This is a genomic window from Rossellomorea sp. FM04394, assembly GCF_041889765.1.
Taxonomy (GTDB): domain Bacteria; phylum Bacillota; class Bacilli; order Bacillales; family Bacillaceae_B; genus Rossellomorea; species Rossellomorea aquimaris_B.
Genome location: NZ_CP168654.1, coordinates 3,863,546 through 3,875,740 on the forward strand (window position 1 = coordinate 3,863,546; position 12,195 = coordinate 3,875,740).

Sequence of the window (12,195 nt, forward strand, 5' to 3'; positions counted from 1 at the left end):
TCATTGTATTTTTAAAAGTGTATCATATTCAGAAGATTGTGAGGAGTAAGACGTATTGGAGGGCATAGAAAAACACCTGCCAAATTGCAACAGGTGCTCTACATTTTATTGAACGTTATCTAAACATCCGATCAAGCGATTTTCAATATCCAATGCCAGGTTCTTCAGTTCATCGTTATCCACCATTTCGATCAGCTTGCTTGGTTTTGCCATACCGATCTTGGTGGTCCCGCCTTCTGTGTATACCGTTACTTTGCAAGGGAGGAAGTAGCTTACGAGCATGCTTTCTTCCAGCACCTTTTTCGCTTCATGCGGATTACACACCTCTAATACGACTACTTCTTCGTTGAAATCAAGCCCTTTATCCTGCAGCTTCTGGGCAAGATCGAGATTCCATAACACGCCAAAGCTTTCATTTTTCAGGGCCGTTTCTGCCGCTTCCACTGCTTCTTTCACACTCATTGACACTTCCTTTGTGTAATGAAACACGTTCACATCTCCTCCTTTATCTATCTCTAGCCTACATTCTGTTAATACCTCATAGTGTATCAGGTCAAACATCGATATTCAGAGGTCCGTCCCTCTTCATTATTCCATTCCTTCCACCATCTTACCCATCATTTCTTCGTTCATTGGTCCGACGATTTTGTGTTGGATGATGCCTTTGGTATCGATCATGTAGGTGGTGGGGATGGTGAATGCCCGGTATTCGTCTCCGATTTCTCCCTTTTCATCCATTGGGATAGGGAAGGTGAGTTCGTAGCCGTCGATGAATTCCTGGACAGCTTTTTCCCCATCGTCCATGGATGTCAGATTGACGGCAAGGATTTCAACGTTTTCTTTCTCTGCATTCTCTTCGTAGTAGCTCTGCATATGGGGCATTTCAGCTTTACATGGCGGACACCAGGTAGCCCAGAAATTCAGGATCACCTTCTTACCTTGATAATCTGAAAGCTTGACGGCTTCACCATCTAAGGTGGTTAATTCAAAATCCGGAGCGCGGTCCCCTTTTGCGAGGCCCTGCTGTGCATTAGAAAGGTCCATGGATTCATTGGCTAATTGGGCAGCCTCTTCCCTGGCCTTCTTTTCCTGTTGATCCTGAAAAAAGTTCACTAAGAAAATGCCGATAAGAAGTGCAACGATGGTCAAAGCAAAATTTCGTTTATTCAATGTGTTTCCTCCTTACGTTTAAAAGAAAGATGAGATAGGTCATCATGACCAGATAGGTCCAGGTGGTGACGGTAAATTCAAAGCCGCTAATGAATGCCCTTAGAAATAGCTGGACTAAAGTAAACATGATCAATAACTGGCCTGCCCAGGTATCTCCGCCTTGATCACCGGCTTTTTTACTAAAGAATACAAGGATCAATAGATTGAGCAGTACCTGAATACCAGCTAGTAGATAGTGGTTATAAAGGATATGAAGGACCGCTTCATAGACAAGAACTGTGACCATCCATGAAATAATAATTGTTGTTGGATGATCAACTTTTTTAACCATTATGTAAGTAAGAGCTGCTATCAGTCCTAACCAGTATCCAATGACTCCTCCGTGAAAATAGAGGATGGTAATTGGATGCTCTATCACCGTTTGAAAGTCAATTACTATCACACTCAGCTTCCAGACGAGTAAAAAAGTGAAAATAATATTGGAGTACCAGTCGCTTGCCTTTCTATTCCAAAAGAAGAGGAACAAGAAAGTGATTATGAACGAAGCGATAATGGCTCCCCATGAAGCCGGGAATGTGAAGGAGCCTATGGTGTACCACTGTTGTGTCATGATATTCTCCTTAAGTCGTTCTTTATTTAGGGATTGGAAGTCGTATTTCAAAGGTATGGTAATGGCTATCTGTTACGAGGGAAAGGTGCCCTCCATGCGCTTCCACAATTTCTTTTGCAATTGCGAGCCCCAGTCCGGTTCCACCTGTCACCAGTGAACGGGAAGCATCCACTCGATAAAAGCGTTCGAAAATAAGCTCACTTTCTTCAATGGGAATTTTTCTTCCCTTATGTGAAAAACGGATAATATAATGTTCTTTCTCCATATAGCCTTCTATCCTTACCTTTTTCCCATTGTCATAATCCACAATATTTTGAAGGATATTGCTAAGGACTTGATTAAGTCCATGAGTGCTCCCTTCCAAAGTGAAAAGCTTAAGATTGTAGTCCACTTTTATATCTTTCTCAAGGAATTTGACGTGAAAGATGGTGAGTCGTCTCTTTATCAGTTCGTGGATCAGAATTTTTTCATGGTTGAAGTGCTTCATTTCTCCATCTGATGTCCATTGATTGATTCGGACGAGTTGTTCCAGTAATCGTTCGATTCGTGTGGTTTCTTCTTGAAGTGAACGATACATCTCTTGGTCCCCTTCAATGACCCCTTTTTCAAGTCCTTCGAGATAGCCTGATAAATTCGTCAGGGGGGTCCTTAATTCATGAGAAAGATCTCTCAGCAAACGATTTTGCTTTGCTTTTATGATAGCCGTTCTTTCTGAAAGTTCATTGAAGGCATCATTCAGCTCCTTCACCTCATAGATCAGAGGATTCTTTAGCTTTGTCGGATGCTTTCCTTTTTGCAGCTCTTGAGTTGCTGCTGTTAATTTCTTTAGTGGATGAATCAACCATTTTAATAAAATAAAATGAAATCCGCCTGCAAGGATGAATGCAAGAATACTCACTTTAACTAAATACTCATTTAGGAGGGTTTCTAAGTCAGTTCCTCTAATCTCTTGCTGATTTACGAGTGTACAAGCATAGTTTTTCACGGTAAATCCTGCAATGACAATGACTATGGCAATGATAATGGTGTTAAGGAAAGTCAACTGTGTGAAGATCCCCCACACTTTTTTCCTCTTAAGCCTCAAACTTATACCCCATCCCTCTAACGGTTTGGATAAATGCTTGATGAGTCAATTCTTGAAGTTTTTGACGAAGGTGGCGGATATGGACATCGATCGTTCGTTCCGAAACCACTTTTTGATTCATGTCATACAGGGAATCAAGAATCTGTTGCCTTGAAATCACTTGACCAACATGCGTCATTAAAAAATGAAGGATTCTGAATTCAAAAGTCGTTAATTCCAGGACTTCCCCTTTATAGGTGACCTCGCCCTTCAAAGGCTTCAACGTCAATCCTTTCCGACTGAGCTTCTGGCAGCGTGTCCCTGTTCTGCGCAGCACTGTGTCCACGCGCGTAACGAGCTCAGATGGACTAAATGGCTTTGTGACATAATCATCCGCTCCAGCTTTCAATCCGTGGATCCGCTCTTCTTCACTCGTCTTTGCCGTAACGAAAATAATGCCGATATCACTTTTCTCTTCTTCCCTAATCCACCTGCAAAGCTCTTCCCCTTGAGTTTTCGGAAGCATCAAGTCCAGTATCGCAAAGCATGGGTCATGCTCTTTGAATAGTTGTTTCCCTTCTTCCCCGTCACTTGCTTCAAATACCTCGTACCCTTCTTTTTCAAGGAAAAGCTTTATCAGATTACGGATTTTCATATCGTCTTCAACAATCAGAATCGTTTTATTTTGAACCTTCATACTTTCCCCCTATGTTGAGAAGAGACTAAAGACAGATAGATACGAGCTGATTTGCTGCATCTTCCCGCTGAACACGAGAAATCCCAATGCAATCATCAATGCTCCATTGATTTTAGAAAGCTTTGGCAAGATTTTATTCACCATTTTCATTACGGTAAATGTCTTCGTGATCATCAGTGAGATAAGCAGGAACGGTACCGCTAAACCAATCGAGTACACAATCAACAGCACGACTCCTTGAGTCAATGTACTGGTGGCACTTGCCAATAAAAGGATGGAAGAAAGGGTTAATCCTACACATGGTGACCATCCGCTGGCAAAGGCCATCCCCAGCAGGATAGAACCTAACGTCGTTCCCTTCTTCCTTGTTTCAAACTTTCTCGTATCCTTCATTAAGAAAGAAAAGCTAAGCCAGCCCATCATCTGTAAACCAAACACAATGATGAGAATCCCTGCAATCTGTTCGATATAGATTCGATATTCTGAGAAAATCTCTCCAAGGAAGCTGGCAGAAGCCCCCATTAGAATGAAGATTAGGGAAAACCCTGCAATGAAACCAAATGACCTAAGTAAAACCACCGATCTTTCCACCTGCATTTGTCCTTCTCTTGCCTGACCACCTGTTAAATGACTTACGTAAGCAGGGAGAAGCGGGAACACACAAGGTGAAAAAAAGGATAGTGCCCCGGCGGCTAATGCGAACCAAATAGATACTTCCGTCATACTGATCACTCCTTTACATGAACAGTATGAACAGGAAATGTTAATGTTTGATTAAGATAGCTATCTTTATTTACTATATTCCTACCCTTTTTTCACGACAATATAATAAACCGATGGATGCAAGTGACCCACTGTTGTGTGGAACCCGGATGATTGGAGCTGCCGATCGAGTTCCCCTGAAGAAATCCGATGATCCAGAGGCGGTCCCATTTCTGACTCTACCCTTTCCCAATCCAGGATCAGCCAGATGCCTTCTTCCTTCAGCATATCGTGTAAATCCTGAAATACTTTGATCAGATCGGGAACTTCATGCAAGACAAAAGCGGATACGATTTTATCCAAAGTACCTTTGTTGAAGCTGAGATATTCAAGGGATGATTTCACATAAACGATATTGTCTACATTTTCTTCATTAGCACGGTGTTTCAAGTATTCCAGCATTTCCTGCTGCAGATCTACTGCCTGTACCTTTGATTCTACCGCTTTCGCAATGGGAAGGGTCAGGTAGCCATTTCCACAGCCTAAGTCGGCGACGATATCGTCTTTATTGAGTTTGAGAAGTTCGAGAACTTTGTCCACTGGTACGAGCTCCTGACGTCTTGGGTCGAGGAGCTTTGAAGCTTTATGGTGTTCGAATAAATCTCCGGCCATTGGGAATTCCTCCATTCGTTCATCATACCCTACTATGTATTAGTATCCTGAATCTTTTATATACAAGCAAGTTATTTACTCATAGTTTATCCTATAGGAGAATTATTACAGATTGCATGGATAAATGTGTGTCGAAATTTTGAATAATAAAAGGATTCTCCATGAAGGAGAATCCTTAATTTCTGCTTTTGTAGGATAGGGACTTCCCCTATGATCATAGGAAATCATAGAAGGGAAAACACCGGTTCCCTGATCTTCGATATTCCCATTTCCTACTGAGTATTTCTTTTATAACGAAAAGATTACGATTTAAATTATAAAGTTCTACTTCTTATTTAGTATAAGCATGATTCATGGAAAAGAAGAAGTAGCTTGTATTTATTGCTTCTGACCCTTTCATCGATCGAATGGTGTCTGTATAATCAATCCACGTTACATTTCGCAGCTTCTGATCTAACTTGGCATTAATCTCTTGTTCAATTTCCCTCATCCGTTTCATCAGCTCTCCAAAGTTCATGTTAAAATGAGAGGCTGCCTGTTGATGAGGAGAATGTTTCACAAGTAAGGCCATAAATTCCTCAGACGTCTCGGATCGGCTCGCCAATTCATCTTCAAGATCGACCACATATTGATAGATCTCCCTTTTTTCATTTGGCAGGCCCTTAACAATATCCCGAGCAGCAATTTCCATTAAATGTTCGTTCATCGTATTCACCCCGGCATAAGTCTATACCTTAACCTATTCTCTCTAGTGGCACGACATGCACTATTTCATGTTGTATTTTTTCAAGAAGCGTTCTGCACGCCCTCCTCTATCAGAGAACTTCTGTCTTCCTGTATAAAACGGATGCGTATCCGAACTTACTTCTATTTTTAATAAAGGATACGTGCTCCCGTCTTCCCACTCAATCGTTTCATTGGATGTTTTCGTAGATCCTGTTAAAAAGGAAAAACCGCTGTTCGTGTCCATAAATACCACTTGTTGATACTCTGGATGAATGTCTTTTTTCATTCTTAATTCCCCACCTTAACGTTTAATGTATTACCAACTTGATTTTTTGACGCCGGGTATTTGCCCTTTATGAGCAAACTCTCTGAAAGCGATACGGGACATCTTAAATTTACGGAGATAGCCTCTTGGTCTCCCTGTAACTTCACAACGACTGTTTAATCGGGTCGGCGAGGAATCCCTCGGCAGCTTCCTTAACGCTTCATAATCACCCTTCTCCTTTAACTCCCTGCGTAAATCTGCGTATTTCTGAACAAGTTCCTGACGTTTCTTCTCTTTCACTACCTTTGATTTCTTTGCCAAAATGGTTCTCTCCTTTATTAATCGTAATCATTACGTTTTAAGTACGTATGGTTATTAAACCATACTCTCTTTCTTTTTGCAACGATATTAATTTCCTACAATTTAATGGATTGAACTCTCTTATACTGTTAAAAAATAGATAAAACCGAATGCCATTCATGACCGGCATTCGGTTTTATTCGTCTTATGCTGCCTTTAGCCCTTCTAAAATAAGCATAAAGTATGTAACTGTATTTCCACCACGGCGATTGATGATTTCGATGTCCTGTACAACTCTCTTTACTTCTTCTGCACCGAGACTTTCGATAAGCATTTCACTGAGCTCTTCAGCTGTATATTTACCTACATAAGTAGACTTCAAAGCAGTACGATTCCTTCTACAGAAACTTCTTAATTGCCTTTTTAATTCAGTCAATTCCAACATCATCATCCTTACTACAGATTCAAATCTTATCAAACAAGTCGTATAAAAAAAGCCCACCAAAAAGGCAGGCTAAATGATACTAATAAAAACTTTCGAAATAGTATTCATTGTAATCCATTGTTTTCGGTAACCCGGCCATCGTTATTCTCATCTGAGAATGGTAGACCCGTGGCTTTGCGTCCTAATCTTTCAATTAGTTTGCCCTTATCAATTTGTAGAAACTACAGTTGTCATTATACTAAAAAGTGTAATATTTGAGAAGATTCTTAATGGAAATAGTGAATATTCCCTAGACTTACATTGAACTAGAAAAAACGGCAAAAAATAGACCCCGCTTCTCAGGAAGTGGGGTCGTAAAATTAGAAGTTAATATATTGACGTGGGTTTACAGCATTAGATTTCGATGCATTCCATGAACCTGCATGAAGTTCAAAGTGTAAATGCTGTCCGAAAGAGTATCCTGTGTTACCCATGTAACCGATTCTGTCTCCCTTGTTAACTGCTTGTCCAGTGCTAACAGACGAAGAAGCCATGTGGGCATAAACCGTTGTGAAGGTTTGTCCGTTGATTGAGTGAGTGATATATACTACGTTACCGTAGCTTGAGCTATAGTGACTCTTGATGACATATCCATCAGCAGCTGCAGAGATCGGAACACTGCCGCGAGCTGCAACATCAATACCATAATGATAGCGCTTTTTACCGTTCAAAACGTCCCAACCGAAGTTTGTAGTAATCGTTCCGGAAGCTGGAGATGTCCAGGCACCGGCACTTACTGGCGCACTAGGGGCTGATGGCGCTGGTGCTGCAGATTCTGAAGAAGAACCACCGCTGCTGCTTGTAGTTGCTTGTTGTTGTGCTGCTGCACGTTTTGCCGCTTCAGCTTCCGCTTGACGCTTACGTTCGATTTCACGCTGACGTGCAAGTTCCGCTAGACGTGCTTGTTCAGCCTGGATTTCACCTTCAAGCTGATGTTCCATTTTAGAAAGCTCATCAGATTCTTTTTGAAGATCTTCTTTCTCTACTTCAAGAGAAGCCTGTTGTGCTTCCAACTGCTTGAATAACTCAGCTTTTTGAGCTTTTTGACTATCAAGATCTTGTTTAAGAGACTCAAGACTCGCTTTAGTAGACTCCAGGTCTGCAAGCTTGCCTTCTACTTCTTCTTGTTTCTTTTCTAATTCAGCCTGATCACGTTTTTGTTCGTCCATGATCTTTTTATCGGCACTTACGATTGTATTTACTGCCGTTACGCGGTTGATGAAGTCACCGAAGCTGTCCGCGCCAAGTAGTACATCAAGATAATTTGCAGAGCCGCCTTTTTCCTGGATCGCACGGGCACGTTCTTTCAGTAGTTCATTACGCTCTTTTATTTTTTCTTCTAAAACTTTAATTTCTTCTTTAAGCTTATTGATTTCTGCAGTTGTTTCATCAATCTCTTTTGTTTTTTCGGCAATTTTGGTTTCAGTATCTTTTAATTTTGTACTGATTTCAGCAATTTGTGATTGGATTTCTTGTTGTTTATTGATGTTTTGGTTAATCTCTGATTTTTTCTCATCGATCTTTCCGTTGATTTCTTCTTTTTTTGAAGAAATGTCGTTTTGTTGCTTCTGTAATTCCTCCACACTATGGGAATGAGCGTTAGCGGTTGTCCCTAACGTTGGTAAACTTCCGATTGTTAAGGCTGCTGCAATTGATAATGATATGAAATACTTCTTGTTCAAGCGGCATGCTCCTTTCAGCTTCTATCAACCTATCAAATTTTACACTTTTAAGAACTTACGAACAGACATAAAGCTTCCCCATGCCCCGATCAAGCAACCCATTAATAGAATCAATCCGTTTACTTGATAGATAAAGGGGGTAAAATCCAATATCTGAATAAAATGGTTTTGTAGTTTTGGTTTAATAAAGTCATAAGCATAGTAGTAACCTGTAGTTACAAGAGCGATCGGGATAATAGAACCTAAAATTCCAAGCCATAATCCTTCTAAAATAAATGGCCAGCGCACAAACCAGTTGGTTGCACCCACGAGTTTCATTATCTCGATTTCCCTTCTTCTGGCGACAATCGTAATTTTTATCGTATTGGAGATAAGGAACATGGCTGTAAACAACAGACCGATGATTAACACCAGGCCAACGTTTCGGCTCATCTCAAGTACGTTAAATAATTTTTCGATCTTCGCTTCACCATACAGTGCTTCATTCACATTCTCATACTTGCTGATTTCAGCAGCAATCTTCCCTGTGTCACGAGGATTCTCTGCTTTTACGATAAACACATCGTATAATGGATTATCTTGTTCAAATAATCTGAAATCGTCTCCCAGATCTTTCACAAGATTCTGAAGCTCCTCTTCTTTAGAGGAATACTCTACGGATTCCACTCCACTTATTTGGTTAATCTTCTTTTCTATTTCATCTATTTGAGCTTTTTCAGTACCGACCTCGAGCAGAACGCGCACTTCAACGTCTTTTTCAATATCGGTTGCAACCTTGTTCATGTTTAGCATCAATACCATAAACACACCAACGAGCAGTAAGGTTACGGTAACGGCACTCACTGATGCAAATGTCATCCAGCCATTACGTCCGATGCTTTTGAAACTCTCTCTAAGGTGTCGACCATACGTTCTAGCTTTCATAACCGTAATCACCTCGCTGTTCGTCACGAACAATTCGGCCATTTTCAATGGCAATTACCCGATGCTTGATAGTATTTACGATTTCCCGGTTATGTGTAGCCATGATAACTGTCGTTCCACGGTTACTGATCTCTTCAAAGATGTTCATGATATCCCAAGATGTTTCGGGGTCTAAGTTACCTGTAGGTTCATCTGCAATCACAAGCTTCGGCGTGTTCACGATGGATCTTGCAATGGATACACGCTGCTGCTCTCCCCCGGACAACTCATCAGGCAGCATTCTTGCTTTATGCTTTAGCCCTACCAGATCCAGGACTTCCATGACTCTCTTCTTGATTTGCTTTGGATGTTCTTCTATTACTTCAAGTGCAAAGGCAATGTTTTCATAGATTGTCAGCGATGGTAACAGCTTGAAATCCTGAAATACAACCCCAACGTTTCTTCGTAAGTATGGAACTCTACTATTTTTTAATTTTGCGAGATTGATACCATTTACAATGATATCTCCTTTGGAAGGACGTTCTTCGCGGTACATCATTTTAATAAAAGTAGACTTCCCGGCGCCACTTGGACCCACAACATACACAAACTCGCCTTGCTTAATGTGGACGTTAAAGCCATTAGCAGCCATGACACCGTTGCTGTACTGCTTGTAGACGTCTTTCATTTCTATCATTTTAAAATCACCTAATTTGTATTATGTAGTTACCCTCTTGGCTGTTATCGACATATGTACGCGGTATGAGCTCAACGTTTTTACCATAATTAGACACAAAATGGCGAAAAAACTCGAATTGCTCTCCCGAAAATTATTATAACATCACTTTATACGATGTTAAGGAAAAAAATTATTACATTTACGTTTCAAAACATATAATAATGTGAATTTTTTACCTTTTTTATTGTCGATTGTACCTATTACGAACGAAAAAAGTAGTCTTTTATAACTAGTATCTGGTGCTAATACCAAGTTCGGAAGTTTGAGGATCCATTTCATCAAAATGCTAAGCTGGTGCTATTCTGATTTGGTTACTAGGTTATAACGGAGGACGGTTTGAGTACTGGTTGCCAGCTATGGTTATTGGGATTAGCTCCTGTAACAAATATTTAAAGAAGAGCAAGGGTAAAACTTGTGAAGTATCAAAAAAAAAGAAGAATCCTCTTACAGGGACTCTTCTTCCTCACTTATTTCTTATTCGCCAACCACTCTGCCACTGCTTCTGCTTCTTCACCTTTGATGAGTCCTGCAGGCATTTGACCTTTACCATTTTGAATGACTTCCAAGATTTGATCTTTGTTTAATTGAGCACCAATGTTATTTAGGGCTGGACCCATTCCGCCTTCAAGGTTACCACCGTGACAGCTGGTGCATTTATTGTTTACGATTTTTTCAGGGTCCACTCCGCCAGAGCTTGTTTCTGTACTTTCTTCGCCGCCACCGCAGGCTGCAAGTACCAATGAAGCGCCAAAAACAATTCCAAGTAGCTTTTTCTTCATTTTTTCTCCCCCTAGGAACACATTTTTATGAGTAACGGGATATACCGAGGTCCGTCCCTCTATTACATAATTATACCAAGGTTAAACGCGTTTGAAACCTTCTCCCAACACTTCAGAAGCGTCCATTGTGACGACGAAGGCAGAGGGGTCAATGGTTTTGACCAGTTGTTTCAGTTTTGTGAATTCTGTTTGATCGACCACACACATAAGGATCGGGCGCTCATCGTCCGTATAACCACCGTATGCAGATAGTTTTGTCACACCACGATCGATTTTATTCAGGATTCCTTCACGGACTTCTTCCTGTCTGTTTGTAATGATAAGAGCCATTTTTGAACGGCTGATGCCGACTTGGACTAAATCAATTGTTTTACTGGTCACGTATAAGCCGATAAGAGCATATAAACCACGCTCGATGTCAAACACGATGGCAGCCGATAGAACGATCATTCCATCAATAAGCGCCACACACGTGCCAAGGGACAACCCTGTAAATTTGTTGACGATCTGGGCTGCAAGGTCCGTCCCTCCTGTAGATGCCTTACCTCGAAAGACGATTCCCAACCCCAATCCTACACCGATCCCGCCGAATAATGCACCTAATAAAGGGTCCTCTGTCCATGGCTCCCAACTTTCTGTTAAGAACACCACTAATGGTAAGAAGACCGTACCGATGGCTGTTTTCACGCCAAATTGAAGGCCCAGGAATATTAACCCCGCAATAAATAACGGAATATTAAATGCCCACTGAACGAAGGCTGGCTTCCAATCGAACAAACCTTTAAGGATGGTCGATATCCCGCTCACTCCTCCTGAAGCCACCTCATTCGGCAATAAGAACACATTAAACGCAATGGCCACAATCGTTGACCCAAACACAACAAACAAATACTCTAACAACTTCTCTTTCCGTGGATTAAAAGCCTGCTCACGACGTCTCTCCTTCAAACCCATCCAGTACGACTCCTTTAACCTATGTATTTATAGTATGAGTACAACCTCTTCCTTTATGCAGAGGGACGGACCTCTTATCACGGATCCTGCCTCGTCTTTTGAGATAAGGGTTGTTCACCAATAGTCTTTTCTAATGACTGCAGAGGTAATGAATTGAGGTGATAAATAGACATATCAACCCTTTAAACACGCTCTGTATCAACCTTTGAGAGTATAGCATGGGTACTTAGAGGTGTAAATGACACTTCAATAACGTGGTAAAGCACTAATGGATTGTGGTGGTTACGAGTTGCAGTGGTGAGGGACGGACCTTGGATAATGGGAGGTCGGATAACTGAATATCGGACTTTCACTAAGAATAATTTAGATTCAACCTTCTGCAAAGGGGATGATGGCAGTCGTTGGTATGTACTTATTCATCTATGCAGAGTATATTCCAAGCCCTCCTT

General features: G+C 41.1%; 16 protein-coding genes and 1 riboswitch. All 16 genes read right to left on the reverse strand.

Translation table 11 applies throughout. The features are described from left to right. Positions 1-105: 105 nt before the first annotated feature. The 16 genes from ACCB35_RS19440 to ACCB35_RS19515 all read right to left on the reverse strand — a co-directional run bounded on the left by ACCB35_RS19440 (position 106) and on the right by ACCB35_RS19515 (position 11,746). Complete coding sequence (locus tag ACCB35_RS19440; protein WP_374057078.1) at positions 106-489, reverse strand: DUF302 domain-containing protein; 384 nt, start codon at positions 487-489, stop codon at positions 106-108. Positions 490-588: 99 nt separating this feature from the next. Further along, positions 589-1,170, reverse strand: coding sequence for a peroxiredoxin family protein (locus ACCB35_RS19445; RefSeq protein ID WP_374054931.1), 582 nt, complete (start codon positions 1,168-1,170; stop codon positions 589-591). Next, complete coding sequence (locus ACCB35_RS19450; protein ID WP_374054932.1) at positions 1,163-1,780, reverse strand: hypothetical protein; 618 nt, start codon at positions 1,778-1,780, stop codon at positions 1,163-1,165. The genes ACCB35_RS19445 and ACCB35_RS19450 overlap by 8 nt, the downstream gene beginning before the upstream one ends. A gap of 22 nt (positions 1,781-1,802) precedes the next feature. Then, positions 1,803-2,843, reverse strand: a complete 1,041-nt coding sequence (locus ACCB35_RS19455; protein ID WP_374054933.1) for an ATP-binding protein — start codon at positions 2,841-2,843, stop codon at positions 1,803-1,805. A 10-nt stretch (positions 2,844-2,853) separates the two neighbouring features. After that, on the reverse strand, positions 2,854-3,540 hold the full coding sequence (locus tag ACCB35_RS19460; RefSeq protein ID WP_374054934.1) for a response regulator transcription factor: 687 nt from the start codon (positions 3,538-3,540) through the stop codon (positions 2,854-2,856). Positions 3,541-3,549: 9 nt separating this feature from the next. Continuing rightward, complete coding sequence (locus ACCB35_RS19465; RefSeq protein ID WP_374054935.1) at positions 3,550-4,263, reverse strand: cytochrome c biogenesis CcdA family protein; 714 nt, start codon at positions 4,261-4,263, stop codon at positions 3,550-3,552. Positions 4,264-4,344: 81 nt separating this feature from the next. After that, entirely contained in the window at positions 4,345-4,914 is a 570-nt protein-coding gene (locus ACCB35_RS19470; protein WP_374054936.1) for a class I SAM-dependent methyltransferase, read from the reverse strand. 331 nt (positions 4,915-5,245) lie between these two features. Next, positions 5,246-5,620, reverse strand: a complete 375-nt coding sequence (locus ACCB35_RS19475; protein ID WP_374054937.1) for a hypothetical protein — start codon at positions 5,618-5,620, stop codon at positions 5,246-5,248. 60 nt (positions 5,621-5,680) lie between these two features. Then, positions 5,681-5,926 (reverse strand): type B 50S ribosomal protein L31, encoded by a 246-nt coding sequence (locus ACCB35_RS19480; RefSeq protein WP_374054938.1) that lies wholly within the window; start codon positions 5,924-5,926, stop codon positions 5,681-5,683. 30 nt (positions 5,927-5,956) lie between these two features. Further along, positions 5,957-6,226 carry a 30S ribosomal protein S14 gene (rpsN, locus tag ACCB35_RS19485; RefSeq protein WP_044338339.1) on the reverse strand — a complete coding sequence of 90 codons (270 nt, stop codon included), beginning with the start codon at positions 6,224-6,226 and terminating at the stop codon, positions 5,957-5,959. 184 nt (positions 6,227-6,410) lie between these two features. Then, entirely contained in the window at positions 6,411-6,683 is a 273-nt protein-coding gene (locus tag ACCB35_RS19490) for a hypothetical protein (RefSeq protein ID WP_374054939.1), read from the reverse strand. Between the two features lie 89 nt (positions 6,684-6,772). Next, positions 6,773-6,863: riboswitch (cyclic di-GMP riboswitch) on the reverse strand. A 146-nt stretch (positions 6,864-7,009) separates the two neighbouring features. After that, on the reverse strand, positions 7,010-8,371 hold the full coding sequence (locus ACCB35_RS19495; RefSeq protein ID WP_374054940.1) for a murein hydrolase activator EnvC: 1,362 nt from the start codon (positions 8,369-8,371) through the stop codon (positions 7,010-7,012). A gap of 39 nt (positions 8,372-8,410) precedes the next feature. Then, on the reverse strand, positions 8,411-9,295 hold the full coding sequence (gene ftsX, locus ACCB35_RS19500; RefSeq protein WP_044338342.1) for a permease-like cell division protein FtsX: 885 nt from the start codon (positions 9,293-9,295) through the stop codon (positions 8,411-8,413). Then, positions 9,285-9,971: a cell division ATP-binding protein FtsE gene (gene ftsE / locus ACCB35_RS19505; RefSeq protein ID WP_044338343.1), complete on the reverse strand. Its 687-nt coding sequence runs from the start codon at positions 9,969-9,971 to the stop codon at positions 9,285-9,287. Before ftsE ends, ftsX begins: the two co-directional genes overlap by 11 nt. A 509-nt stretch (positions 9,972-10,480) precedes the next feature. After that, on the reverse strand, positions 10,481-10,792 hold the full coding sequence (gene cccB, locus ACCB35_RS19510; protein WP_374054941.1) for a cytochrome c551: 312 nt from the start codon (positions 10,790-10,792) through the stop codon (positions 10,481-10,483). 81 nt (positions 10,793-10,873) lie between these two features. Further along, positions 10,874-11,746 (reverse strand): YitT family protein, encoded by an 873-nt coding sequence (locus ACCB35_RS19515; RefSeq protein ID WP_044338346.1) that lies wholly within the window; start codon positions 11,744-11,746, stop codon positions 10,874-10,876. Between the last annotated feature and the right edge of the window lie 449 nt (positions 11,747-12,195).